Origin of the sequence: Sulfitobacter sp. PR48 (genome assembly GCF_028807335.1) — a bacterium.
In the GTDB taxonomy this organism is placed as follows: domain Bacteria; phylum Pseudomonadota; class Alphaproteobacteria; order Rhodobacterales; family Rhodobacteraceae; genus Sulfitobacter.
This window is the reverse complement of record NZ_JARAMM010000008.1, coordinates 116,831-140,613: the sequence shown is the minus strand read 5'-3', so window position 1 is coordinate 140,613 and position 23,783 is coordinate 116,831. Positions and strand designations below refer to the sequence as shown.

24 protein-coding genes are annotated in these 23,783 nt (G+C 63.7%); 12 read left to right on the top strand and 12 right to left on the bottom strand.

Translation table 11 applies throughout. From position 1 onward, the window contains the following. The first annotated feature begins 62 nt into the window (after positions 1–62). The 4 genes from PVW51_RS12490 to PVW51_RS12475 all read left to right on the top strand — a co-directional run bounded on the left by PVW51_RS12490 (position 63) and on the right by PVW51_RS12475 (position 4,324). Positions 63–1,559 (top strand): 5'-nucleotidase C-terminal domain-containing protein, encoded by a 1,497-nt coding sequence (locus tag PVW51_RS12490; protein WP_274575326.1) that lies wholly within the window; start codon positions 63–65, stop codon positions 1,557–1,559. A gap of 219 nt (positions 1,560–1,778) precedes the next feature. Then, positions 1,779–2,423 carry an ATP-dependent Clp protease proteolytic subunit gene (locus PVW51_RS12485; protein ID WP_269364423.1) on the top strand — a complete coding sequence of 215 codons (645 nt, stop codon included), beginning with the start codon at positions 1,779–1,781 and terminating at the stop codon, positions 2,421–2,423. 131 nt (positions 2,424–2,554) lie between these two features. Then, positions 2,555–3,820 (top strand): ATP-dependent Clp protease ATP-binding subunit ClpX, encoded by a 1,266-nt coding sequence (gene clpX, locus PVW51_RS12480; protein ID WP_269364422.1) that lies wholly within the window; start codon positions 2,555–2,557, stop codon positions 3,818–3,820. A gap of 147 nt (positions 3,821–3,967) precedes the next feature. After that, the gene (locus PVW51_RS12475; RefSeq protein WP_114273319.1) at positions 3,968–4,324 is read left to right on the top strand and encodes a RidA family protein; all 357 of its coding nucleotides are present in this window, start codon (positions 3,968–3,970) and stop codon (positions 4,322–4,324) included. Between the two features lie 163 nt (positions 4,325–4,487). Here the strand turns inward: PVW51_RS12475 and PVW51_RS12470 are convergent, their stop codons facing one another. After that, positions 4,488–6,254: an FkbM family methyltransferase gene (locus PVW51_RS12470; RefSeq protein ID WP_274575325.1), complete on the bottom strand. Its 1,767-nt coding sequence runs from the start codon at positions 6,252–6,254 to the stop codon at positions 4,488–4,490. A 161-nt stretch (positions 6,255–6,415) separates the two neighbouring features. Here PVW51_RS12470 and PVW51_RS12465 point away from each other — a divergent pair, with 161 nt between their 5' ends. Beyond that, positions 6,416–6,799, top strand: coding sequence for an NADH:ubiquinone oxidoreductase subunit NDUFA12 (locus PVW51_RS12465; RefSeq protein WP_114273317.1), 384 nt, complete (start codon positions 6,416–6,418; stop codon positions 6,797–6,799). Positions 6,800–6,825: 26 nt separating this feature from the next. Continuing rightward, positions 6,826–7,179 (top strand): DUF2155 domain-containing protein, encoded by a 354-nt coding sequence (locus tag PVW51_RS12460; protein ID WP_274575322.1) that lies wholly within the window; start codon positions 6,826–6,828, stop codon positions 7,177–7,179. Here PVW51_RS12460 and aat read toward each other — a convergent pair. The 9 genes from aat to PVW51_RS12415 form a co-directional block, all read right to left on the bottom strand. Then, positions 7,143–7,778, bottom strand: a complete 636-nt coding sequence (gene aat / locus PVW51_RS12455; protein ID WP_274575320.1) for a leucyl/phenylalanyl-tRNA--protein transferase — start codon at positions 7,776–7,778, stop codon at positions 7,143–7,145. The two genes, PVW51_RS12460 and aat, sit on opposite strands and share 37 nt — an antisense overlap. Before the next feature lie 5 nt (positions 7,779–7,783). Further along, entirely contained in the window at positions 7,784–9,136 is a 1,353-nt protein-coding gene (accC, locus tag PVW51_RS12450; protein ID WP_269364413.1) for an acetyl-CoA carboxylase biotin carboxylase subunit, read from the bottom strand. Between the two features lie 10 nt (positions 9,137–9,146). Then, on the bottom strand, positions 9,147–9,653 hold the full coding sequence (gene accB / locus PVW51_RS12445; protein WP_269364411.1) for an acetyl-CoA carboxylase biotin carboxyl carrier protein: 507 nt from the start codon (positions 9,651–9,653) through the stop codon (positions 9,147–9,149). 246 nt (positions 9,654–9,899) lie between these two features. Continuing rightward, entirely contained in the window at positions 9,900–10,442 is a 543-nt protein-coding gene (locus PVW51_RS12440; RefSeq protein WP_274575319.1) for a superoxide dismutase family protein, read from the bottom strand. A 319-nt stretch (positions 10,443–10,761) separates the two neighbouring features. Then, positions 10,762–11,514, bottom strand: coding sequence for an ABC transporter ATP-binding protein (locus PVW51_RS12435; protein ID WP_269364407.1), 753 nt, complete (start codon positions 11,512–11,514; stop codon positions 10,762–10,764). 39 nt (positions 11,515–11,553) lie between these two features. Next, positions 11,554–12,318: an ABC transporter ATP-binding protein gene (locus tag PVW51_RS12430; protein WP_274575317.1), complete on the bottom strand. Its 765-nt coding sequence runs from the start codon at positions 12,316–12,318 to the stop codon at positions 11,554–11,556. 11 nt (positions 12,319–12,329) lie between these two features. After that, complete coding sequence (locus tag PVW51_RS12425) at positions 12,330–13,538, bottom strand: branched-chain amino acid ABC transporter permease (protein ID WP_274575316.1); 1,209 nt, start codon at positions 13,536–13,538, stop codon at positions 12,330–12,332. Positions 13,539–13,541: 3 nt separating this feature from the next. Beyond that, entirely contained in the window at positions 13,542–14,570 is a 1,029-nt protein-coding gene (locus PVW51_RS12420; protein WP_114273310.1) for a branched-chain amino acid ABC transporter permease, read from the bottom strand. A gap of 104 nt (positions 14,571–14,674) precedes the next feature. Then, positions 14,675–16,021, bottom strand: coding sequence for a substrate-binding protein (locus tag PVW51_RS12415; RefSeq protein ID WP_269364399.1), 1,347 nt, complete (start codon positions 16,019–16,021; stop codon positions 14,675–14,677). 227 nt (positions 16,022–16,248) lie between these two features. Between PVW51_RS12415 and PVW51_RS12410 the strand changes: the two genes are divergently transcribed. From PVW51_RS12410 to PVW51_RS12390, 5 genes are all read left to right on the top strand, one after another. Continuing rightward, a complete protein-coding gene (locus PVW51_RS12410) occupies positions 16,249–17,544 on the top strand; it encodes a helix-turn-helix transcriptional regulator (RefSeq protein WP_274575314.1) in 1,296 nt (431 codons plus the stop codon). Between the two features lie 145 nt (positions 17,545–17,689). Beyond that, positions 17,690–18,061 (top strand): response regulator transcription factor, encoded by a 372-nt coding sequence (locus PVW51_RS12405; RefSeq protein ID WP_114273307.1) that lies wholly within the window; start codon positions 17,690–17,692, stop codon positions 18,059–18,061. Positions 18,062–18,069: 8 nt separating this feature from the next. Beyond that, positions 18,070–18,351, top strand: a complete 282-nt coding sequence (locus tag PVW51_RS12400; RefSeq protein ID WP_269364395.1) for a hypothetical protein — start codon at positions 18,070–18,072, stop codon at positions 18,349–18,351. Then, on the top strand, positions 18,351–21,062 hold the full coding sequence (locus tag PVW51_RS12395; protein ID WP_269364393.1) for an ATP-binding protein: 2,712 nt from the start codon (positions 18,351–18,353) through the stop codon (positions 21,060–21,062). The genes PVW51_RS12400 and PVW51_RS12395 overlap by 1 nt, the downstream gene beginning before the upstream one ends. 377 nt (positions 21,063–21,439) lie before the next feature. Continuing rightward, the gene (locus PVW51_RS12390) at positions 21,440–22,663 is read left to right on the top strand and encodes a FliM/FliN family flagellar motor C-terminal domain-containing protein (protein ID WP_274575312.1); all 1,224 of its coding nucleotides are present in this window, start codon (positions 21,440–21,442) and stop codon (positions 22,661–22,663) included. A 4-nt stretch (positions 22,664–22,667) separates the two neighbouring features. On the opposite strand, the gene PVW51_RS12385 is transcribed toward PVW51_RS12390, so the two are convergent. After that, positions 22,668–23,090: a TIGR01244 family sulfur transferase gene (locus PVW51_RS12385; RefSeq protein WP_269364389.1), complete on the bottom strand. Its 423-nt coding sequence runs from the start codon at positions 23,088–23,090 to the stop codon at positions 22,668–22,670. A gap of 61 nt (positions 23,091–23,151) precedes the next feature. Beyond that, the gene (locus tag PVW51_RS12380; protein ID WP_269364387.1) at positions 23,152–23,391 is read right to left on the bottom strand and encodes a hypothetical protein; all 240 of its coding nucleotides are present in this window, start codon (positions 23,389–23,391) and stop codon (positions 23,152–23,154) included. Positions 23,392–23,495: 104 nt separating this feature from the next. On the opposite strand from PVW51_RS12380, the gene PVW51_RS12375 reads away from it, so the two are divergent. Continuing rightward, a complete protein-coding gene (locus PVW51_RS12375) occupies positions 23,496–23,780 on the top strand; it encodes a DUF2312 domain-containing protein (RefSeq protein ID WP_067288826.1) in 285 nt (94 codons plus the stop codon). The last annotated feature ends 3 nt before the right edge of the window (positions 23,781–23,783 follow it).

The window sequence follows — 23,783 nt, the reverse complement described above, 5'->3', positions numbered from 1 at the left end:
GGCAAGCGGGCAAGCTGGCACCGGTCGCCCATCGGGGGCGCCAGTACAGGGAACGGGCGAAAATGATAACGCGTCGCGAGGTCTTGGGGCAGATGATTGCCGCCGGTGCCGGGCTTGGGCTGTCGGCGCGGCAGGGGATGGCACAGGACCGCTATGATCAGGCGGCGCTGCTGGATTTCTACCCCCTAGGCGACATCACCCTGCTGCATTTCAGCGATCTGTGCGGCATGGTCCAGCCGCATCATCTGCGCCCTGCGGCGGTGCGTTATGGCCCTGACCGGGTGCCGAACCTGACGGGCGAGGCGCTGCGCATCCGCTACGGGATCGGCGGGCGCACCCCGATGGATGCCGCGATGACCGCCGAAGGCTTTGACGCGCTGGGTGCCATCTATGGCCCCATGGGCGGGCTGGCGCAATTGGCCACTGTCATCGGCGCGGTCCGCAGCGCGCGGCCCGGTGCCATCCTGCTGGACGGGGGCGGCAGCGGTACGGATCTGGCGGGGGCTCTGCTCAAACCGGATGCACAAACCTTCGACCGCGCGGTGCCGCAGCCACCCCCCGGCGCGCTGGCCGCCAATGCGGAGGGCCAGCCGGATCACGCGGTTTTCACGCGGGGCGGGGCGCAGGTTGCCGTGATCGGCCTGGCCGATCCGCACCGTCCGGAGACCGGATTTTCGCTGGAGGGGCTGCAACAGGCCGTCGCCGCGCGCCGTGCCGCCGGGGCGGCTGTTGTCATCCTGCTGTCGCAGATGGGGTTCGAAGCGGACCGCGCCCTTGCCTCGGGGCTGGAAGGGGTCGATCTGATCTTTTCGGGGCGCTCGGGCCATGCCCTGCCAGAGCCGGAGGTGCTGGGCGGCACGCATATCGTCGCTTCCGGGGCACAGGGCCGGTTCGTGACCCGCGTCGATATCGCGGTGAAGGACGGGCAGATGGCTGATCTGCGCCATGGGCTGATCCCGGTTTTCAGCGAGTTGATCAGGCCGGATGCCACGGCCCTGCAGGCCCTGGGCACGGAGGCGGATGCAGCGGTCGGCAGCGCGGCCGATATGCTGCATCATCGCGACAGTTTCAGCGGCACCTGGGAGGCGCTGATCGGGGATGCGATGCTGGCAGAGACGGGGGCCGACCTGGCGCTGGTGCCGCCCCTGCGCGCGGCAGAGACGATATTGCCGGGCCAGCCGATCCTGACGCGGCATCTGGCGCAGGTGGCGCAGGGGCGGCATCTGGTCAAGCGCCGCCTGACCGGAGCGGCCGTTGCGGTGCTGCTGGAAGCGGCGGCCCATGCGGCCTTTGCCGAAGACCCCTTTGCCCGGCAGGACAGCCGGATGATGCGGGCGGCGGGCCTGTCTTTTGCCATTGCGCCGGGGGCCCCCGAGGGCGCGCGCATTTCCGATCTGACCCTGCTTGCGGGCGGACGCGCGCTGGACCCGGCGGAGGAGATCACGGTCGCCTTGCTGCAAGCGGGGGGCGGCACCGCGCTGGAACCGGCGCTGGTGCGCTACATCACCCGGCGCGGGCAGGTCACGGCCACCCCGGCACCGGTTGTCGTAAAGGGGTGAACCCTGCATCTGCCGCCACCATGCCGGCATTTCGCCGACCCTTCGGGGCGTGCTGCCGGAACAGGCATTTCGAGGCTTTTAATCAATTGCGTCAGTCAGATCGCACAAGCGGCGGAGCAAGGCGGACCGGCCCCCCTTGAACCCCCTCTGCGCCGCGACTAATCTCTGGGTAAGAGTTTGCGGGTATGGTCCAGCGAACGATAACGACAGGCAGAGACGATGAACGATCCATATGATACCTACATGAACACGCTGGTCCCCATGGTGGTCGAGCAGACCAGCCGGGGCGAACGCGCCTATGACATCTTCTCGCGCCTGCTGAAGGAGCGGATCATCTTTGTGAACGGTCCGATTCACAGCGGCATGAGCCACCTTGTCGTGGCGCAACTGCTGCACCTTGAGGCGGAAAATCCGTCCAAGGAAATCAGCATGTACATCAACTCCCCCGGGGGGGAGGTGACGGCGGGTCTGTCGATCTACGATACAATGCAATACATCAAGCCCAAGGTCTCGACCCTGATCTGCGGCATGGCGGCCTCCATGGGGTCGGTGATTGCGATCGGCGGCGAAAAGGGGCTGCGGTTCTCGCTGCCCAATGGCGAAGTGATGATCCACCAGCCCTCCGGCGGTTCGCAGGGCAAGGCAGAAGACATCCTGATTTCCGCGCGCCACATCGAACGCACCCGTGAACGGATGTACGAACTTTATGTCAAACACTCCGGCCAGACGTTGAAGGCCGTCCAGAAGGCGCTGGACCGCGACCTGTGGATGACCCCGGAAGAGGCCAAGGAATGGGGCCATATCGACGAGATCGTGGAAAGCCGCGGCAAGGCGGATGATCCCGACGCGCAGAAGAAAAAATAACACAGGTCCACACGCCCTCGCGACTGTGACGATTTTGCGATTGTGGCTGGGGGGGCGTGGCCTAGGGTTGACCATACGAGTGGCGCGCATGCGCGTCGATTGAGCGAAAAAGCAGACCTGAAAGGGCTGACATGGCGAATAATTCCGGCGGTGACAGCAAGAACACCCTCTATTGCAGCTTTTGCGGTAAAAGCCAGCACGAGGTGCGCAAGCTGATTGCAGGCCCCACTGTGTTCATTTGTGATGAATGCGTCGAGCTTTGCATGGACATCATCCGTGAAGAGACCAAGGCGAGCGGGCTGAAGGCGACGGACGGTGTGCCGACGCCCAAGGACATCTGCGACGTGCTGGACGATTACGTGATTGGCCAGCAGAACGCGAAAAAGGTGCTCTCGGTTGCGGTTCACAACCACTACAAACGTCTGAATCACGCCCAGAAGGGCGGTGACATCGAGCTGGCGAAATCCAACATCCTGCTGATCGGCCCCACCGGCTGCGGCAAGACGCTGCTGGCGCAGACGCTGGCGCGGATTCTGGATGTGCCTTTCACCATGGCGGATGCAACCACCCTGACCGAGGCCGGTTACGTGGGCGAGGATGTGGAGAACATCATCCTCAAGCTGCTTCAGTCCTCTGAATACAACGTGGAACGGGCGCAGCGCGGCATCGTCTATATCGACGAGGTCGACAAGATCACCCGCAAGTCGGAAAACCCCTCGATCACCCGCGATGTCTCGGGCGAGGGGGTGCAGCAGGCGCTGCTGAAGCTGATGGAAGGCACCGTGGCCTCGGTGCCGCCGCAGGGTGGGCGCAAGCATCCGCAGCAGGAATTCCTGCAGGTGGACACGACCAACATCCTGTTCATCTGTGGCGGCGCCTTCGCCGGACTTGACCGGATCATCGCGGCACGGGGCAAGGGCTCTGCCATGGGCTTTGGCGCTGACGTGCGCGACAAGGATGCGCGCGGCATTGGCGAGATCTTTACCGATCTGGAGCCTGAGGATCTGCTGAAATTCGGTCTGATCCCGGAATTTGTCGGCCGTCTGCCGGTTCTGGCAACGCTTGAGGACCTGGATGAGGACGCGCTTGTCACCATCCTGACCCAGCCCAAGAACGCGCTGGTCAAGCAATACCAGCGCCTGTTCGAACTGGAAGACACCGCGCTGACCTTTACCGACGATGCGCTGAAAGCGATTGCCAAACGCGCCATCGAACGCAAGACCGGCGCGCGGGGCCTGCGCTCCATCCTGGAGGACATCCTGCTGGACACGATGTTCGAACTGCCGGGGCTGGATTCAGTGAATGAGGTCGTGGTCAACGAAGAGGCGGTGATGTCCGACGCCGCGCCGCTCATGATCCACAGCGACGCCGAGAAGGAATCGGCCACCGCCGGGTGATCCGTGAGGCGGAGCGCCAGAATGCGATTTGACTTGAAACAGGGCGTGCCGGGTGGCGCGCCCTTTTTCGTGCCATGAAACGAAGGCAACCCCGATGACGGCGCGGCTGACGCCATCGGGCCGATCTACAACAGGAGCAATGACAGAATGCAGCGTATTTTCTCAGGCGGCGCTTTTGAGCCGAAGATCGGCTATTGCCGCGCCGTGGTCGCGGGCGGCTTTGTGCATGTGGCCGGCACCGTGGGGCAGGGCGATGATGTGGTGGAACAATGCCGGTCCGCGCTTGACATCATCGGGCAGGCGCTGACCGAGGCCGGCGTGGGTTTTGCCGATGTGGTGCGGGTCACTTACATGTTGCCGGACCGGGCAGAGTTCGAACCCTGCTGGCCGCTGTTGCAGGCCACCTTCGGGGCGCATCCGCCCGCGGCAACGATGATCGAATGCGGGTTGATCGACCCGAAGTACCGGATCGAGATCGAGGTGACGGCGCTGGCCAGGGCCTGAGTTGTGTCTCAAGGTAGACGCGATTGGCCCGGGACCATTTTCTCCGCTCACATCCTTCCCGCCCAACAGTTCCTGTCGGGCCGCGCCGTTCCGCCCCCACGGGGCGGCGCGAGGCGCGGCAGGGTATCGGCGTTTCAAGTTTAAGGCGGGGCGCTTTAGAGGTTCAGGCGACTTCCTCGAACTGGCCGCCAAGGCGTTCCTGCACTTCTTTCGGGTCCAGTGGCGCCCATGTGCCTGATTTGGAAGAGATAAACCCGCCCTCGGCCAGTGCCGACTGCAGGGCGGGCATGTCCAGCTCGCCCATCCAGAGCCGCGGTTTGGCGGCACCCAGGGGTTTCCACGACCGGGCCAACTGGACGATTGTCAGCGGGGTGATCCCGGCGAAGGACATCAGATGCTGCTCAAGGTTGCGCGTGGCACCGGAGGGGCGGCGCACGACAATCGCCACCTGTGCCGCCGGATCAGCCACCATTGCCAGCAGATGCAGCGCCGATCCTTCGGCGGCAATGATCTGGCGGGCCGCCTTGTAGGTGGCGATCTGGCTGCGCAGATCGTGCTTTTCGGGGTGATAGATCACATAGCCCTCGGCGGAGAGCTTCTCCTCCAGCTCGGTTTCGCCCACCAGATTGCCCCGGCCCGAGGGCAGGCCGCTGCGGCTGATATAGAGCTTTTCCGGCCCTTCGGCGGGCACATCGCGGCCAAACCGCGCGGCGATCGCGTCGCGGAACGGCTGGGTGCCGGTGATCATGGTGCCAAGGCCAAAGCCCTGACCCGGCACGATCAGCCGCTCGACCCGTGTGGGCGCGGTCAGGCTGACCACCGGGAGGTCACTGCCCATCAGCTCAATGAAATCCTTCTGGAACGGCTGCACTTCCTCGCCGGTCTTGGGCCGCTTGGGGACAAAGAGGATGCCGTCGATATCGGAGCCCAGGGTTTCCAGCGCCCAAAGCCGCGCGGTGCTTTCCACCAGGAAATGACCAAAATGCGCCCAAAGCACACCACCCCAAAGCCAGGTGCCCTCGCGCAGGGGCAAATCGCCTTGCGGCATCGGCGGTGCCACCGTCAACGCGCGCCCGTTGCGCCACAGCGCCCCGGCGCCGTGATAGCTGCCGTTGCTTTCCAGCACCCCGACGGGCTGGACAAAGCCGCTGTCGGCGGGTGGCACGACAATGGCCCCTTCAAGGGTTTGCTGATCGCAGGACCACCCCATGTCCGGCACCGGCGGGCGCAGGCTGGCGTCGAATGTGCAGGTCCAGACCTGGCGCGTGCAATGTTCCGGCACCTTGGCAAAGCCTGCGCGTTCCAGGATGGATTTGCATTCGCGCATCCCTTCCTTGCCATAGGCGGCGGGGTGGAATTCAAGAACGATGGCGCGGATGCCCTCAAGCGAGGCATGGCGCAGGAAATCCAGCTCTCCGCCTTCGATGTCCATCAACAGGACCGTCGGGGCAAAGTCGCGGCGCACCTCGTCATAGCGCGCGGTCGGCACCTCGACCCGCGTTGTGGCGCGTTTGTCGGTGTCGATGAGCGAGGAACCAAGGTAGGAATTGCGGATGTGAAAGGCCACGGTTTCCGGCGGATTGGGCGCGCTGATCAGCACCTCGTTGCGAACCTCGATCCGGTCCTGCAGGTCGTTCAGCCGGTAGAGCGTGTTGATATGCTGGATCAGCCCGGGATTTGCCTCAAAGGACAGAACTTTTTCCGGCTTGCCGTTCCTTGCGGCAATCGCGCCGACCAGCCCGATGCCCGCACCCATTTCCAGAACCCGGTCGCCGGGTCGGATGACCTCAAGCGCGCCGGCAATCTCCTGACCCTCATAGCGCGCCGCATTGATCCGCTCGGCCCGTTCCGGGGTCATCATCGGGCTGTCGGGCACCTTGACGCCGTGACATTCAGCGACATGCTTGCGGGTCTTGCTCTTGGTGGCCATGGGTGTCTCCGTTTTCGAAACAATAAGGAGCATCGCCTGACAGGCCAATACGCGATGCAGGAGGGGCCACATGTCGCGCAGGAGGGAGTCTTTGCTGCAACACCCGCTGGACCCTGCGGCAGCGATGGTGCATAACAGCCCCAACAAGAGCGGAGAGTTTCATGGGCATTCTCAACACGATATTCCGGGCGCTGACATGGTGGGACGGGCAGACGCTGAACACCCAGCTCTTCACCTGGCGCAAGGGCACCCGCGTGGGTGAGGATGACCAGGGCAACATCTATTACCGCAATGCCGACGATTCCAAGCGCTGGGTGATCTACAACGGCGACATGGAAGCCTCCCGCGTCAGCCCCGACTGGCACGGCTGGCTGCACCGCACCTGGGACGAGCCGCCCAGTGACAAGCCGCTGGTGCACAAGGCCTGGGAAAAACCCCATGTGGAGAACCTGACCGGCACCGCGCTGGCCTATGCGCCTGCGGGCTCGATCCGGCAGGCACATCCAAAGGACCGGTCCGACTACGAGGCCTGGAGCCCGGAGTGATCCCGGCGCCTCCGAAAGCGGTCAACATGATCAGATGTCTTGTTCTTGGTGCATGTCTTGCCCTGCCTGCCGCCGCGCAGGACGTGACCAGCGCCTCCGGCGCCGTGCTGCGTGCATTGGACAAGACCTCTGGCCACACCAGCGACATAGAGCTGCGCGCGGGCCAGTCGGCACGGCTGGGCAATCTTGATATCGTGTTGAATGAATGCCGCTATCCGGCGGGCAACCCATCCGGCGACGCCTTTGCAGAGCTTGAAATCTCGGAAACCGGCAAGACCGGCACGGTGTTTTCCGGCTGGATGATCGCATCCTCCCCGGCGCTGTCAGCGCTGGAGCATCGGCGCTATGACGTCTGGGTCATACGCTGCACCACCTCCTGAAGCGGCAGAACCGGCGGTGCTGCAAAATCCGCATGGGCTGCCAGCGCCTTCTCCAGTCTCAGGTGATATTGCGCCCGCGTGATCTCTACCGCGCCGAGCGAGGCGAGATGATCGGTCAGGAACTGCGCGTCAAACAGTGAAAACCCCGCATCGCGCAGCCGTAGCACCGTTGCCGCAAGGGCCATTTTCGACGCATTGGTGCGGCGCGAGAACATGCTTTCGCCAAAGAACGCGGCCCCCAGGGTCACGCCGTAGACCCCGCCGACCAGCGTGCCCGCTTCGCGGATTTCAAGCGAATGCGCATTGCCCCTGGCGTGCAGCGCACTGTAAAGGCTTGATATTTCGGCGTTGATCCAGGTGTCGGTGCGGTCGGCACATGCGGCAACCACGCCGGCAAAATCCTGATTGACGGTCACGTCAAAACCCGTCCGCCGCATCGCCTTGGCAAGGGACCGCGAAAGGTGGAACCCGTCCAGCGGGAGGATGCCCCGCCGCCGCGGATCGACCCAGAAAATCTCCGGGTCGTCGCGGTGTTCGGCCATCGGGAAAATGCCGATCCCGTAGCCGCGCAGCACCAGTTCCGGCGTCAGTTCCGTCATCGGCGTCAGCCGTCGCCGAGATTGGTTTCCAGCCAGTGTTCGAGCCAGTGAATGTTGTAGTTGCCGGTCTGAATGTCCTCTTCACCCAGCAGCGCGTGGAACAGCGGCACGGTTGTATCCACGCCATCCACGATCAGCTCGCCCAGGGCGCGGCCCAGCCGTGCCAGCGCTTCGGGCCGGTCGCGGCCATGTACGATCAGCTTGCCGATCAGGCTGTCGTAATAGGGCGGGATCGAATAGCCGTCATAAAGTGCGGAATCCATCCGCACCCCCAGGCCACCCGGCGCATGATACTGGGTGATCCGGCCCGGGCAGGGACGGAAGTTGGGCAATTTCTCCGCATTGATGCGGACTTCGATCGCGTGGCCGTTGATCTTCAGGTCTTCCTGCTGGAACGACATGGGCAGGCCGCTGGCCACCCGGATCTGCTCGCGTACCAGATCAACCCCGAAGATGCCTTCGGTCACCGGATGTTCGACCTGAAGGCGGGTGTTCATCTCGATGAAGTAGAATTCCCCGTTCTCGTAAAGGAATTCGATGGTGCCCGCGCCGATATAATTGATATCGGCCATGGCATCGGCGCAGGTCTTGCCGATGCGCGCGCGTTCCTCCGCGCTGATGGCAGGGCCGGGGGCTTCTTCGAACACCTTCTGGTGGCGGCGCTGCAGCGAACAATCGCGTTCGCCCAGATGCACCGCGCGCCCCTTGCCGTCGCCAAAGACCTGAATCTCGATGTGGCGCGGAGTGGTGAGGTATTTCTCGATATAGACTTCGTCGTTGCCAAAGTTGGATTTGCCTTCCGCACGGGCGGTCTGAAAGGCGCGTTCCATCTCGGCGGCAGAACCTGCCACCTTCATGCCCTTGCCGCCGCCGCCTGCGGTGGCCTTGATGATGACGGGGTATCCGATCTCTTCGCCCAGGCGCCTGGCCTCTTCCAGTGTCGCCACGCCGCCTTCAGAGCCCGGCACGCAGGGAACGCCCAGCTTGCGCATGGTTTCCTTGGCGGTGATCTTGTCGCCCATGATGCGGATATGTTCGGCAGTGGGGCCGATGAAGGTCAGCCCGTGATCCTCGATCACCTGCACGAATCCCGCGTTTTCCGACAGGAAGCCATAGCCGGGGTGGATCGCCTCTGCCCCGGTGATCTCGCAGGCGGCGATGATCGAGGGGATCGACAGATAGGATTGCGCAGAGGAGGGCGGGCCGATGCAGACGGATTCGTCGGCCATCCGCACATGCATGGCGTCACTGTCGGCGGTCGAATGCACCGCGACGGACTGGATGCCCATTTCGCGCGCGGCACGGATCACGCGCAGCGCGATTTCACCCCGGTTTGCGACAAGAATTTTATTAAACATTGTCAGTGCCTTATTCGATAATCACCAGGGGCGCACCGAATTCGACGGCATCGCCGTCACCCACCAGGATGCGCTTGACGGTTCCGGAGCGCGGGGCGGGGATGTGGTTCATGGTTTTCATCGCCTCGACGATCAGCAGGGTTTCACCCTCTGACACGGATTTGCCGACCGTGACAAAGGCGGGCGCGCCCGGTTCTGCCTGCATATAGACGGTGCCGACCATGGGCGACACGACCGCGCCGGGGTGGCTTGCCGGATCGTCCTCTGCCCCGGATGCGGATGCTGCTGCGGGGGCATTCATCGGTGCGGGCGCGGGCGATGCCATCGGGGGCGGGGCTGCCTGAATTTGCTGGGGCGCCATGATCTGCTGCGGCGGTTTGCGGCTGACGCGCACATTCAGGCTGTCGTCCTCGGCATAGTCTCGCTTGACCTGAAGCTCCGTCAGGTCATTTTCGTTCAGCAGTTCCGCCAATGCCCGGATAAAGGCGACATCTGCGTCATGGGTGTTTTTGGTCATATATTCCTCGACGTTTCCCTCTTGTCCGGCGCTGCGCGGGCCGTGACGTTTTGCCCGGTTATAAGACATGGGTCCCGGCATTGAAAGCCGCCAGTTGTGGCGGGTGGCGACTGTCGGCATGTCGCGGGCAGCAGGTGATGACGAACCTGGCACATTGGCTGAGGCGGGCGGCAGCTTGCGTACCGGATGCCTCTGACCGCGCCCCCCCGGGCCGCCGGGCGATCCGGGGACGAAGTCAAAGACGTGTCAGGAAGCGGGTTCCAGGACCCCGCAGGCCAGCCTTGCCCCGGTATTGCCGCCGGGCTGGGTGAAATGGTCATCCCCTTCGGCATGGATCATCACGCTGGCACCATCTGAATCGAGCAAGCCGCCAGGTGTCTCTTCCAGCGAAACCGCGCTGGTGATCGCCTGCATCTCGCCGGTGCCATCCGCGCCGACATAGAGGTTCGGCAGATCGCCGGCATGTGGCCCGTCGGGGTGCAGCAGGCCATGCGCGTTGTCGGCGTCTCCGATATGCGGCCCGGCAGATTTGAACTCGGTTGCGGGGTCGCAGTCACCAATCTGGTGCAGATGCACACCCTTCGGCCCCGGCGCTGCGCCTTCGACCTTCAGGTGGATCAGGATGCCATTGGTGCCGGGGGTCACCGTGGCGGTGCCCAGAACGGTGCCGTCCAATGTCTTGATGTCGGCTGTGGCCACGGGTTCGGGGGCGCTGGCATGGCTGGAGGCCAGGGCGACACCGGCGATGAGCGACAAAGTTGAGGCGAGGGCGGGGAGGGTGTGTTTCATGAATTTGCTCCTTGCGATTGCTCGGGCCTGTTGGACCGTCTGAGGTCCAACGCATCGAGGCTCCATAGGGTTCATCGCAGGGGCAATTTCTCACCGGCCCTGGCGTGGCAGCTGTCGCAGAAATACCGAGCCAAACCGGTGCTTCACCGCTGCATGGCGGCCTGCGGCCTTGATTCCGCGCGGGGGAATGGCCTGAAACCGAACTTTCGCCACAAGGCGCAAGCCGCATCGCAGGCACCCCGCCCGGCCTGCGCCTCATGTCACAATGGGCGTGAAAGCCGGTGTGGCCGGACGCCTGACAACGGCACCCGGCGGGCGATCAGATCGCGAGGTATTCGGCGCGCAATTGTTCGTTTTCCAGCACTTCCTGCGCCGTGCCGTCAAAGACGATTCCCCCGGTATCGAGGATCACCGCACGGTCGGCCAGTTTCAGCGCGCGGATCGCGTTCTGCTCCACAAGGATCGTGGTGATGCCCTGCTCCTTGATGATGGCCAGCGTCTTTTCGATCTCGTCCACGATGACGGGGGCCAGCCCCTCATAGGGTTCATCCAGCAGCAAGACCTTGATGTCGCGGGCCAGGGCGCGGGCGATGGCCAGCATCTGCTGCTCGCCCCCCGACAGGGTGGTGCCTTCCTGATTCTTGCGTTCGCCCAGACGCGGGAACAGCTCGTAAAGCCGGTCCAGCGACCAGCCGATGGGCGGCGCGATCTGCGCCAGCTTCAGGTTTTCCTCAACCGTCAGGCCGGGAATGATACGGCGGTCCTCGGGCACCAGACCCAGCCCCCATTGCGAGGCCTCATGCGCCTTCATCTTGTGCAGGGGCTTGTGGTCGAGCCAGATTTCCCCCTTGCGCACCTCGGGGGAGGCCAGCCGCGCGATGGCGCGCAGGGTCGATGTCTTGCCCGCGCCGTTGCGGCCCAGCAGCGCCAGGATTTCGCCCTCGTGCACGTTAAAGCTGATGCCCTGCACGATGTAGCTTTCGCCGTAATAGGCCTCAAGATCCCAGACCGACAGAAAGGCGGGGGCGGTGGCGGCGTGGTTGGCGTTCTTTTCGAGGGTTTGGGTGTTCATGAAACCTGTCCTTTGGCGGTCGGGTGGGGCAAGCCCGGTCTATGCGGCATCCTGGGATTCACCCAGATAGGCTTCGCGGACCTTGGGATGTCCCTTGATCTTTTCAGGCGTGTCTTCGACCAGCGGGGTGCCCTGCGCCAGCACGGTGATCCGCTCGGCCAGGGAGAACACAACATGCATGTCGTGTTCGATGATCGCGATGGTGATGTCGCGCTCGTCCTTGATGCGTTTCAGCAGGTCGATGGTGTTGTTGGTGTCGGCCCGCGCCATGCCCGCCGTGGGTTCATCCAGCAGCAGCAGGCGGGGGTCCTGTGCCAGGCACATGGCAATCTCAAGCCTGCGCTTGTCGCCCCGCGACATGGAGGCGGCATGCATCCCGCGCTTGTCGATCAGGTTCATGTCCTCCAGCATATGCTCCGCCTTTTCGACGATGTCGCGCTGGCTGGTCACCGATGTGATGGCGTTCAGCTCGAACGCGCCGTCGCGCTTGGCGAAACAGGGGATCATCATGTTTTCCATCACCGTCAGGTCGCCAAAGATTTCCGGCGTCTGGAACACGCGGCTGATGCCCATCTGGTTGATCTCATAGGGTTTTCGCCCCAGCACCGATTGCCCGTCGAACATGACGGACCCGGTATCCGGGATCAGCTTGCCCACCAGGCAGTTCAGCAGGGTGGATTTGCCCGCACCATTGGGTCCGATGATCGCATGGCAGGAGTTTTCCGCCACGCTCAGGTTCACGTTGCTCAGGGCCTGCAGACCGCCAAAGCGTTTGCCCACGTTCTTGACTTCGAGAATTGCCATTGTGTCGGTCCTTATTCCGCGGGTGTCTTGGAGCCGTCAGGCGCGTCGTTCCTGGCACTTTTGCGGCGGAACAGCCGCGCGATGCGCTGGCCACCCTCCACAAGGCCGCCGGGCAGGAAGATCACGACGATCATGAACATCAGGCCCAGGGTCAGGTTCCAGCCCTTGCCCACAAAGGGATGCACGATGACCACCAGAAAATCCTCGATCCCGTCCGGCAGGAAGGAAAACCAGCTGTGCAGCACGTTGTCGTTGATCTTGGAGAAGATGTTCTCGAAGTACTTGATGAAACCGGCGCCCAGCACCGGGCCGATCAGCGTGCCCGTGCCGCCCAGGATCGTCATCAGCACAACCTCGCCCGAGGCTGTCCATTGCATCCGTTCGGCCCCGGCAAGCGGGTCCATCGCGGCCATCAGCCCGCCGGCCAGCCCGGCGTACATGCCCGAGATCACGAAGGCGGCCAGCGCATAGGGACGGGTGTTCAGGCCGGTATAGTTCATCCTTTGCTGGTTCGACTTCACCGCCCGCAGCATCATGCCGAAAGGCGAGCGGAAGATGCGGATGGCAAGGTAGAAGGTCAGCAGCATGATCACCGCACAGAAGTAGTAACCGGCGTTGAAGTCGAAGGACCAGTCGCCCAGGCGCATGGTATAGGTGCTGCGCATCTCGACCAGGCCCAGCAGGTGCGGCACGCTTTCCCAGCTGTCGATCAGGACCTGCGGGTCCGAACGGTAGACCTGCAAGCCGGTTTCGCCATTGGTGATGGTGGTGCCAAAGAAGCGGCCCAGAAGGTCAGAGTAGCTGATTGCGAACATCATCTGGGCAAAGGCCAGCGTGAGGATCGAAAAGTAGATCCCGGAGCGCCGCAGCGAGATGAAGCCGATCATCAGGGCAAAGACGCCCGAAATCACGATCGCCAGCGGCAGACCCCAGATGATGTTGTAATCCAGCAGCTTGTACATCCAGACCACGGCATAGGAACCGACCCCGAGAAAGGCCGCATGGCCAAAGCTGAGATAGCCGGTCAGGCCGAACAGGATGTTGAACCCGATGGCGAAGATGCCGAAGATCACAAAGCGCTGCATCAGGTCGGGATAACCCGCGTTGAATTGCGCCATGGCCGATCCCGCCGGGAAGGGGTTGAGCAGGAAGGGTGCGAAAAGCGTCAGGATGGCGACGATGATCAACAGGGCGGTGTCTCTTTTTGCGGTGCCGAACATGTCTTATTCCTCCATCACGCCCTTGCGGCCCATCAGGCCTCGGGGACGTGTCAGCAAGATGATGATTGCCACCACATAGATGATGATCTGGTCGATGCCGGGCAGGATCGCCTTGATCTCGTTCATCGAGGCAAAGGATTCCAGGATGCCCAGCATGAAGCCGGCCAGCACCGCGCCGGGCAGGGAGCCCATGCCCCCCACGACCACCACGACGAAGCTGAGCACGAGGAAATCCATGCCCATGTGGTAATTGGGTGAGTTGATCGGCGCATACATGACGCCCGCGAGGCCCGCGACGGCGGCGGCGATGCCGAACATGATGGTAAAGCGGCGGTCGATGTCGATGCCCAGCAGGCCCACGGTTTCGCGGTCCGCCATGCCGGCGCGGACGACCATGCCGAAGGTGGTGAATTGCAGAAAGGCAAAGACGGCCCCGATGATCACCGCCGAGAAGGCAAAGTAGACCAGCCGCCAATAGGGATAGGCAAGTGCCGTATCCAGCCCCAGCAGGGCGCCGAAGTCGAAGCTGCCGCGGAAGGCGTCGGGCGCAGGCGTGGGGATCGGGTTGGCACCGTAGAAATACTTGATGACCTCCTGCAGCACGATGGCAAGGCCAAAGGTCACCAGGATCTGGTCGGCATGGGGGCGTTTGTAGAAATGCTTGATCAGCCCGCGTTCCATCACATAGCCGATCACCAGCATCACCGGGATGGCAAAGAGGATCGCCAGTGGCACCGACCAGTCGATGATCAGCCCGCCGATCTCGGGGCCGAACCAGTTCTCCATGATCGGGGTTTTCACCTCCAGCGGACGGCCAAGGAAATCCTTCTGCGTCTCGTCGATGCTGATGGTGCTGATAGTCAGGATCTTTTGCAGCGTCACCGAACAGAAGGCACCGATCATGAACAGGGCGCCATGGGCAAAGTTGACCACGCCCAATGTGCCAAAGATCAGTGTCAGCCCCAAGGCGATCAGCGCATAGGCCGACCCCTTGTCGAGACCATTAAGAATTTGAAGAAGGATAGCGTCCATGATCCCCACCCGAGGTATGCGCGCAGCCGCCGGTCGAAACCGGGGCTGGCGGGTCGTTTAAGAGGGAAGGGCGGGGAGTGTCCCGCCCTCCTGGTAGGTCCGGCTCAGGCGCCCGGGTTGCATTCGCCCAGGTCGCCACCGGCGAACATCGGGTGGTCGGGTTCATACTCGACCTGCGCGCGCGGCGTGACTTCGACGATTTCCAGCGTGTCGTACTCATTGGACGGGTTCTCGGTCCCCTTCATGACAAGCACGTCCTTGAAACACTGGTGGTCGGCACCGCGATAGGTGGTCGGACCGTTGCCCATGCCGTCGAAGTCGAAGTCTTCGAGCGCTTCGGCAACCGCGCAGGGGTTGAACGACCCGGCACGTTCGACCGCATCCGCATAAAGCAGCGTCTGCACGTAGCAGGTATGCGCGGAGTTCGAGGGCGGACGGCCATATTTTTCGCCAAAGGACTTGGTAAAGGCCTTGGAGCCTTCATCCTGAAGCTGCCAGTTCCAGTTCATCGACCCGATCACGCCCTGCACGTTCTTGCCCGCACCTGCGGCCATCAGTTCGGAGTAGAGCGGCACGACGATTTCGAACTTCTTGCCGTTCACTTCCTTGTTCAGCAGGTCGAACTGCACCGCGTTGGTCAGCGAGTTCACCATGTTCCCGCCGTAGTGGTTCAGAACCAGCACATCGGCGCCCGAGTTCAGCACCGGCGCGATGTAGGACGAGAAGTCGGTGCTGGCCAGCGGCGTCAGCACGTTGTTGACGGTTTCCCAGCCCATCGCCTCGGTGGCGGCGGCCATGGATTCCTGCTGCGTCCAGCCCCAGGTGTAATCGGCTGTCAGGTGATAGGCCCGGCGGTCCTTGCCGTATTCCTTCGCCAGCACGGGCGCCAGCGCGGCGCCGGACATATAGGCGTTGAAGAAGTGACGGAAACCGTTGGCTTTCTTGTCCTTGCCGGTGGTGTCGTTGGAGTGGGTAAGACCGGCCATGAAGATCACGCCAGCTTCCTGGCAGAGACCCTGAACCGCAACAGCCACGCCCGAGGACGAGCCGCCGTTGATCATGATGGCGCCGTCTTTTTCAATCATCGCCTTGGCGGATGCGCGGGCGGCGTCCGATTTGGTCTGGGTGTCGCCGGTCACGAAAGTGACCTTCTTGCCCAGAATGCCGTTCCCCTTCAGCGCCTTGGAGCTGAAAGTGTTCATCATCCCGCCGTCGCCTTCGCCGTTCAGGTGCTGGACTGCCAGCTCCTGGGCGCGCAGCTCGTCAAGGCCCTCTTCGGCATAGGGGCCGGTCTGCGGCACGTTGAAGCCGAATGTGACGGTGTCGCCGGTGGGCGCATTGGTAAACCCGGAATGGGCGTCAGCACGCAGATAGGTGGGCAGCGCAAGACCTGCACCGGCCACGGCGCTGGTTTTGATCAGACCACGACGTGTCAGTTTCGAAAATGACATGAATTCCTCCCGATTTGTAAACGCATGCCGGCTTCCTCCGTCCGACACACGCGGCACTATTGTGCAAATACTTTATCACCCGGCTTGTGAAACCCATCAATAAGTCCTTTTAAATTCTGAATAATCCTGTAAATATATTCGCAATGAGTTTATCGAGATTGTAAATATCATGATATTGCAGCGCAGAAACACGTTGAAATTGCACAGTTTTACCGGATGTTTTTGCCATGGCGCGTGAGGCGCTGACCGGCAGCCGGATCCGCGAAAGGCGGATCATGGCATCGCTCAAGCAGGCCGACCTGGCGCGCGCCATCGGGATCTCCGCCAGCTACCTGAACCTGATCGAACACAACAAGCGCAGAATCGGCGGCAAGCTGCTGCTGGACATCGCCGCCGCCCTGGAGGTGGAGCCGCAAACCCTGACCGAAGGGGCCGAAGCGACGCTGGTCGCCGCCCTGCGCGAGGCGGCCCATGAGGCGGGGTTGAGCGGGGCGGAAGCGGACCGGGCCGACGAATTCGCCGGGCGGTTTCCGGGCTGGGCCGATGTGCTGGCAGGCACCCGCCGCCGCCTCGATGCGCTGGAGACCACGGTGGAGGCGCTGACCGACAGGCTGGGCCATGATCCGCATCTGGCGGCCTCCATCCACGAGCTTCTGACGACGGCTGCCGCGATCCGCTCCACCGCCTCGATCCTGGCAGAGACCAAGACGCTGCAACCGGAATGGCGCGACCGGTTTCATGCCAACCTGAACGAGGACAGTGACCGGCTGTCCGCCAGCGCGCAGAATCTGGTGGCCTATCTTGATGCGGAACCCGGGGCGGAGGATGCCGCCAGTTCCCCGCAGGAGGAGGTGGAGGCTTTCCTCTCTGCGCGCGATTTCAGTTTCGAGATGCTTGAAGGCGCCGCCGACACCGATGCGCTGATCAGTGGGATGCTGGCGGACGATCCCGTCCTGCGCACGCCTGCCGCGCTTTTCATCGCCCGTATCGTCCTGCGCCAGATCGCGCGGGATGCCGCACAATTGCCCCTTGCCCGTCTGCGCGCCGCCCTTGCGGTCTCGGGGGTGGATCCGGTTGCGCTTGCGCGCGCGCTGGAACAGCCGGTCGGGCGGGTGCTGCGCAGGCTTGCCGCGCTGCCGGAGCTAGAGGCCGGGATGATCGTCTGCGACCGCTCCGGCACGGTCACCTTTCGCAAGACGGTGGATGGTTTTTCGGTGCCGCGCCACGGTGCCTGCTGCCCGCTTTGGCCCCTGTTCGCGGCGCTTGGGCAACCGGGCACGATCATCGCGCAACGGGTCAGCCAGCTGGGCCGGGCGCAGGCGCAGTTCCAGTGCTATGCGGTCAGCGAACCGGTGACGCCGCAGGGCTACAACGCCCCGCCGCTGGTACATGCCATGATGCTGCTGCTGCCGGTGCCGGAAGGCGGCACATTCGGGGTTCCGGTGGGGGCAACCTGCCGGGTCTGCCCGCATGAGAACTGCAGCGCCCGGCGCGAACCGTCGATCCTCAGCGCCGGGGCCTGAGCCTGGCACAACTGCGGCACGCGCCCCTGGCCCTTTCGCTCAAACCTTTGCGGTCGCAGGCAAATTCGGAGCTTTGACAGGTCGCATCTTCCGGTGCATGTTGAAGCGCGGCCGCAACAGGCCGCATGGGGAGGGAAAACCGCGCATGAGCAAACATGTCGTTTTGGTGGAGGACGAGCTGAACATCGCCGAAGCGATCCGCTTTGTCCTGTCGAATGACGGATGGCGGGTGGAGACATTGGCAAACGGGCTGAACGCGGTGGAGGTGATCCGCAAGGCCCGCCCGGATCTGGTTTTGCTGGATGTGATGTTGCCGGGCCGCAGCGGGTTCGAGATCTTGCATGATCTGAGGGCCGATCCGGCCTTTGCCGATCTGCCGGTGATGATGCTGACCGCCCGCGGCCAGAGCCGCGACCGCGAAATGGCCCGCAAGGCCGGGGTGAGCAAATTCATGACCAAACCCTTTTCCAATGCCGAGATGCTGGAGGCCGTGCGCGAACTGACGGCCTCTGCCTGAGGGCCGGGATGCCCGCGCGACGCCTGTTTCTTGAACGGCGCAGCTACCGGATGCGCCGGGCGATGGATGCCGTGCGCCTGTTGCCTTTCGTGGGGCTGGCCCTGTGGATGGTGCCGCTGCTCTGGGCGGTGCCGGGCGACGGGCAGGGCGCGCCGATCCCGATGTCCTCCGCCCTGCGCTATCTCTTCGGGGTCTGGGTGGTGCTGATCCTCGGGGCGCTGGCCCTGTGGTGGCGCACCGGGCGCGGTGCCGCAGAGGATGGCGCGGACGATCCGCCCCGGCCGCGCTGATGGTGGCACTGAACGAACTTGTCATTGTCTGCCTGGCCTATGTGGCCGGCTTGTTCCTTGTCGCCTTCCTGGCAGAGCGCGCGGCGCTGCGGGGCAAGGGCGGCGCACTGCTGCGTTCTCCGCTGGTCTATACGCTGTCGCTGTCGATCTACTGCACCGCCTGGACGTTTTACGGCGCCGTCGGCTATGCGGCGCGCTCGGGGCTGGAATATGTCACCATCTATCTTGGCCCCAGTCTGGTGATGATCGGCTGGTGGTGGGGCCTGCGCCGACTGGTGCGGATCGGGCGCAGCCAGCGGGTCACCTCCATCGCCGACCTGATCTCAAGCCGCTATGGCAAGTCCAACAGCCTGGCGATCATCGTGACCCTGATGGCGGTGATCGGTGTCACCCCTTACATTGCGCTGCAATTGCAGTCGGTGGTCCTGTCGCTGTCGATCTTCGCGGCAAACGGGGAGGGCGGCAGCTACAACCCGGTCAGCGCGGCCCTGTGGGTGGCGGCAGGGCTGGCGCTCTTCACCGTGCTTTTCGGCACAAGGAACCTCAACGTCAACGAACGCCACCACGGCGTGGTGATCGCCGTGGCGGTGGAGGCCATCGTGAAACTTGTCGCCTCGCTGGCCGTGGGCATTTTCGTGGTCTGGAGCCTTGGCGGCGGGGTGGAACAGACGCTGGCACGGGTCGATGCCTCGGCCATCGGGGAATGGCAGGTGCAGGGCGGACGCTGGGCCACGCTGACGCTCTTGTCGGCGGCGGCCTTTGTCTGCCTGCCGCGCATGTTTCAGGTCATGGTGGTCGAGAATGACGAGGAACGGCATCTGCAGATCGCCTCCTGGGCCTTTCCGCTTTACCTGATGCTGATGAGCCTCTTTGTGGTGCCCATCGCGGTGGTGGGGCTGGACCTGATGCCGCCCGGGTCAAACCCTGATCTCTTTGTGCTCAGCCTGCCGCTGAGCCAGGGGCAGAACGGGCTGGCGATGCTGTCTTTCCTGGGCGGATTTTCATCGGCCACCTCGATGGTGATCGTGGCCACGCTGGCCCTCTCCACCATGGTGTCGAACCATATCGTCATGCCGATCTGGCTCAGCACCCGCCATGGCAGCGCGGTGCAATCGGGCGATGTCAGGCAGGTGGTCCTGCTGGCGCGGCGGCTGTCGATCCTGCTGATCATCGCGCTTGGCGTGCTCTATTACCGCATCTCCGGCGGCAGCGCCGCGCTTGCCGCCATCGGCACGATCTCTTTCGGCGGGGTGGCGCAGTTCCTGCCGGCGCTTCTGGGGGGTATTTTCTGGCGCGGCGCCACGCGGTCGGGCGCGCTTTGCGGTCTCGGGATCGGCTTTGCCATCTGGGTGTTTACCATGCTCCTGCCCAGCTTCGGCGTCGGGGCCGCGCTCTCGGCAGAGATCTTCAACCAGGGTCTCTGGGGGCAAAGCTGGCTGCGGCCGCAGGCGCTGTTCGGGATCTCGGGGCTGGACCCGACGGTGCATGCGGTGGTCTGGTCGCTGTCGCTGAACGCGCTGGCCTTCGTCGCGGTCTCCATTGTCAGCTTTCCCGACCCGATCGAACGTCTTCAGGGCGCGCAGTTCGTGAACGTGCTGGAACATTCCGGCCCGGCGCGCAACTGGACCGCCTCCGTGGCGGGCAGCGAGGACCTGATGATCATGGCGCAGCGTATCCTCGGCGCGCCCGAGGCGCAGGCCTTCTTCCGGGCCGAGGCCGAGGCCCAGGGCATCACCGGCGGCCTGCCGGAACCGACACCTGCCTTTGTGCAGGCGCTGGAGCGGGAGCTGGCAGGTTCCGTCGGGGCCGCGACGGCCCATGCCATGGTCAGCCAGATCGTCGGCGGCACCTCTGTTTCGGTGCAGGACCTGCTGGCGGTGGCGGACGAATCCGCCCAGATGCTGGAATATTCCAACCAGCTTGAGCAGAAATCCCGCGAATTGACCGAAACCGCGGCCAAACTGCGCAGCGCCAATGAAAAGCTGACCCAGCTTTCCCTGCAAAAGGATGGGTTTCTCAGCCAGATCAGCCATGAGCTGCGCACGCCGATGACCTCGATCCGGTCGTTTTCCGAAATCCTGCGCGATGCGGGCAAACTCTCGGAGGCCGACAAGACGCGCTATGCCTCCATCATCCATTCGGAGACCCTGCGCCTGACCCGTCTGCTGGACGAACTTCTGGACCTGTCGGTGCTGGAAAACGGGCAGGTGACCCTGCGCATGGGGCAGGACAGGCTGAGCGACATCATGGACCGCGCGGTGACAACGGCGCTGGCCGGGGCAGGGCCTGCGCTGGCGGTGCGGCGTGAAACCGAAGCGCCCGATATCGTGCTGCACACCGATATCGACCGTCTGGTGCAGGTCTTCATCAACCTTGTCTCCAACGCGCGCAAATACTGCGATGCGGCAGAACCTGCACTGACCATCCGTACCAGCCGCCATGCCGGGGGCCTGTGGATCGACTTTGTCGACAACGGCAGCGGGATCGACGCGGACGTGCAATCGGTCATCTTCGAAAAGTTCTTTCGGATCAGCGGGGAAGAGGCCGAGGGCGTGGGCCTTGGCCTTGCCATCTGCCAGGAGATCATGTCGCGGCTCGGCGGGCAGGTGATCTATCTGCCGATCGAAAGCGGAACCGCCTTCAGGGTCAGCCTGCCGCAGAGCGTTCTGGTGCAGGAAACCGGAAATCCGGGCAAGACGGCGGTGTCTTAAAGGGCTGCTGAAAAACGCCGGGTATTGTCGTTGGGGAGGGAAATTGTTCCTTGCAAAGGCGTTTGTTCGGATCACAGAGGGACGCGCCCGACACTGGGAGGGCGCGTTCCAGACGTTTGAACAGAGTGCCGCGCTGCAAATACTCTGTGCTGTCAATGATTTGCGTGACGTTGCAAAAGCGCCCTCCCGTGGGGAGGGTCGGGCGCGGCCCGGGCTTTCAGCCCGCGCCAAGCGTTGTGGCGACCGCATCGACGAACAAGTTCCCAGTTGCGGCTTGGAAAATCGCATACACACTCGTTTTTCAGCGGCCTGTTAAAGGGCTTGGTAACCGGTTTGGCGTTAAGGCTGTGGCAATGATGCGCGCATGAAGGGTGGCCATGGGGCAAGCTCGACAAAATTCAGACCCTGGGGAAGGCTCCGTTCTGCGGCGCAAGACCGACCGGGGGCGCGCCAGCCATCAGGCCCGCGCGATGACTTTGGCCAAATCCCTGCGCCTTGGCCTGGCGAAGGTGGCGGATGAGCTATTTGATCTGGCGCTGGCCGCCCTTGCCATCCGGGTGGCAGAGGTTTCGGGTGATGAGGTGCAGGATCACTTTGACGCGCAGCACCTGTTGATCCTGCTTGATGGCCCCGATGGGCGGCCCGCGGCGGCGGCGCTGGACCCTTTGCTGGTCGGCGCGCTGATCCAGCAGCAGACCATGGCGCAGGTATTGCCCGATGCCGGGGGCGATCCGCGCCCGATGACGGATACCGATGCGGCCATCACCGCCCCTTTCGTGAATGCGCTGATCAGCCGGGCGGCGGCGCTGCCCGACGCGCCCACGGACAAGCGGCTGCTGGCGGGATATGCCTTTGGCAGCCGGGTCGATACGCCGCGCCTGCTGTCCCTGGCGCTTGAGGCACAGGCCTACCGCCTGATCACCCTGACCGTGGATATTGCGGGCGGCCTGCGGCAGGGCCAGATCCTGTTCTGCATGCCGGAACCGGATGATGCCACGGCACAGCACCCCACGGCGCAGGAGGGGCAGGAGGCTGCCAGCAGGGCTGAACAGCGCCCCGCCACATTGTCGGAATCGGTGCTGGCGCTGGATGTTGCGCTGGACATTGCGCTGGCGCGGCTGCGCATGCCGCTGGCAAAGCTGGGCCGGTTGCAGGTGGGCGATCTGCTTGACCTGAACGGGGCGCGCTTTGACCGGGCAGAGGTGCTCAGGCCCGGTGGCGGCACGCTGGCGCGCGGTATGCTGGGGCAGCTGGACGGATGCCGTGCGCTGCGGATCGTGCCGGCCAAACCGGCGGCGCAGACCCCCCGCCGCCGCGCCAGCGACCGGGCGGAGCTGGATCAGCGCGAGCCTGAACCGCTGCCGCAGGCGGGCATGCCAGCGTCGGAGCCGCCGGAGATGCAGGCTTTGGATGTGAGCCCCGCAGGCGCCGATGCCATGCCCGACCTGCCGGATTTGTCGGATCTGCCGGAACTGGATCTGTCAGACATGAGTGACCTGCCCGAACTTGACGGGCTGCCCGGGCTTGACGACCTGCCTGACCTGGACGACCTGCCAGAGCTGGACGATCTGCCCGACCTGTCAGAGCGCAAGGCAGGCTGAACGATCAGGTGAAAGGGGCGTCCAGCGCCGGCCGGATGTTGGAGATGTCATAGCCACCCGCGCGGGCGGCGGCAACGATCTCCTCCGCCGGCATCTGCCCGGCCTGACCCAGCGCCCAGGCGATGGTGGACCGTGTGCCGGAGGCGCAATAGGCCAGCACCACATCATCCGTGTCTGCCCCCAGCGCGCGGTTTTGCCCGATCACTTCCGGCACCATGGTCTGATGGGTCAGCGGTTGCAGCGCAAAGCCGATGCCGGCCGCTTCGGCGGCGGCCCGGATGGCGGCGGCCTGGTGGCTGGGCGGCACCTCGGCATCCGGGCGGTTGCACAGGATGCGGGTGATGCCCGCAGCGCGAATGGCCTCCATGTCCGACGGATCGATCTGGGGGGCCACGAAATAGCGGGGGGTGAGTTGTCGAATGTCCATGGGATGATTTACGCAGACCGTTGCCTTCTGTCCAGCGATGCGATGCGTTTCGGGTCCGGAACTAGCCCAGAAAGATGCCGACGATCACCATCATCAGGCCGATCACGGAGAGAAACAGCGCGCCCAGGTTCAGCGGGATCGCGGATTTCAGCACCTGGCGCATCGCCTCATCGTCCAGCCTGGCGCGTTTGGCGCGTGACACGCTGATGATGCACCAGATCAGCCCGACCAGCCCCAGCAGCGAAATCGCCGCCCCGGTCCAGATCACGATGTCCAGTATGTTGGTCGCACTTGTTTCCATGGCGCCTCCGCTACGCCAAAGAGGGGACCGGATCAAGTGCGTCTTGCAGGGCGCGCGGCGCGCTTGTAGTCAGTGCCGACCAACACCAAGCGCAGGAGAACGCAATGAGCGATACAGGCACCAACCCCGAAGTTGTCGATACAGTGGGCGATGCGACCTACCGCGTGACCGCCAATGAACTGCGCCAGTTCATCGAACGGATCGAACGGCTGGACGCCGAGAAAAAGGACCTGGCCGAGCAGCAGAAGGAAGTCATGGCCGAGGCCAAGGCGCGCGGCTATGACACCAAGGTGATGCGCAAGGTGATTGCCCTGCGCAAGCGCGACAAGGACGACATTGCCGAAGAGGAAGCGGTGCTGGAAATGTACAAGGAAGCGCTGGGCATGTGAGCC

Excerpts from the sequence above, each read along its gene's own strand:
- PVW51_RS12475 (WP_114273319.1), top strand. The coding sequence starts at position 3,968 with ATGCAGCGTATTTTCTCAGGCGGCGCTTTTGAGCCGAAGATCGGCTAT.
- PVW51_RS12395 (WP_269364393.1), top strand. The coding sequence starts at position 18,351 with ATGGTGGCACTGAACGAACTTGTCATTGTCTGCCTGGCCTATGTGGCC.
- clpX (WP_269364422.1), top strand. The coding sequence starts at position 2,555 with ATGGCGAATAATTCCGGCGGTGACAGCAAGAACACCCTCTATTGCAGC.
- PVW51_RS12430 (WP_274575317.1), bottom strand. The coding sequence starts at position 12,318 with ATGGCAATTCTCGAAGTCAAGAACGTGGGCAAACGCTTTGGCGGTCTG.
- PVW51_RS12390 (WP_274575312.1), top strand. The coding sequence starts at position 21,440 with ATGGGGCAAGCTCGACAAAATTCAGACCCTGGGGAAGGCTCCGTTCTG.
- PVW51_RS12400 (WP_269364395.1), top strand. The coding sequence starts at position 18,070 with ATGCCCGCGCGACGCCTGTTTCTTGAACGGCGCAGCTACCGGATGCGC.
- PVW51_RS12405 (WP_114273307.1), top strand. The coding sequence starts at position 17,690 with ATGAGCAAACATGTCGTTTTGGTGGAGGACGAGCTGAACATCGCCGAA.
- accB (WP_269364411.1), bottom strand. The coding sequence starts at position 9,653 with ATGACCAAAAACACCCATGACGCAGATGTCGCCTTTATCCGGGCATTG.
- PVW51_RS12435 (WP_269364407.1), bottom strand. The coding sequence starts at position 11,514 with ATGAACACCCAAACCCTCGAAAAGAACGCCAACCACGCCGCCACCGCC.
- PVW51_RS12470 (WP_274575325.1), bottom strand. The coding sequence starts at position 6,254 with ATGGCCACCAAGAGCAAGACCCGCAAGCATGTCGCTGAATGTCACGGC.
- PVW51_RS12380 (WP_269364387.1), bottom strand. The coding sequence starts at position 23,391 with ATGGAAACAAGTGCGACCAACATACTGGACATCGTGATCTGGACCGGG.
- PVW51_RS12485 (WP_269364423.1), top strand. The coding sequence starts at position 1,779 with ATGAACGATCCATATGATACCTACATGAACACGCTGGTCCCCATGGTG.
- PVW51_RS12410 (WP_274575314.1), top strand. The coding sequence starts at position 16,249 with ATGGCGCGTGAGGCGCTGACCGGCAGCCGGATCCGCGAAAGGCGGATC.
- PVW51_RS12385 (WP_269364389.1), bottom strand. The coding sequence starts at position 23,090 with ATGGACATTCGACAACTCACCCCCCGCTATTTCGTGGCCCCCCAGATC.
- PVW51_RS12420 (WP_114273310.1), bottom strand. The coding sequence starts at position 14,570 with ATGGACGCTATCCTTCTTCAAATTCTTAATGGTCTCGACAAGGGGTCG.
- PVW51_RS12440 (WP_274575319.1), bottom strand. The coding sequence starts at position 10,442 with ATGAAACACACCCTCCCCGCCCTCGCCTCAACTTTGTCGCTCATCGCC.
- PVW51_RS12375 (WP_067288826.1), top strand. The coding sequence starts at position 23,496 with ATGAGCGATACAGGCACCAACCCCGAAGTTGTCGATACAGTGGGCGAT.
- accC (WP_269364413.1), bottom strand. The coding sequence starts at position 9,136 with ATGTTTAATAAAATTCTTGTCGCAAACCGGGGTGAAATCGCGCTGCGC.
- PVW51_RS12460 (WP_274575322.1), top strand. The coding sequence starts at position 6,826 with ATGATCAGATGTCTTGTTCTTGGTGCATGTCTTGCCCTGCCTGCCGCC.
- PVW51_RS12415 (WP_269364399.1), bottom strand. The coding sequence starts at position 16,021 with ATGTCATTTTCGAAACTGACACGTCGTGGTCTGATCAAAACCAGCGCC.
- PVW51_RS12490 (WP_274575326.1), top strand. The coding sequence starts at position 63 with ATGATAACGCGTCGCGAGGTCTTGGGGCAGATGATTGCCGCCGGTGCC.
- PVW51_RS12465 (WP_114273317.1), top strand. The coding sequence starts at position 6,416 with ATGGGCATTCTCAACACGATATTCCGGGCGCTGACATGGTGGGACGGG.
- PVW51_RS12425 (WP_274575316.1), bottom strand. The coding sequence starts at position 13,538 with ATGTTCGGCACCGCAAAAAGAGACACCGCCCTGTTGATCATCGTCGCC.
- aat (WP_274575320.1), bottom strand. The coding sequence starts at position 7,778 with ATGACGGAACTGACGCCGGAACTGGTGCTGCGCGGCTACGGGATCGGC.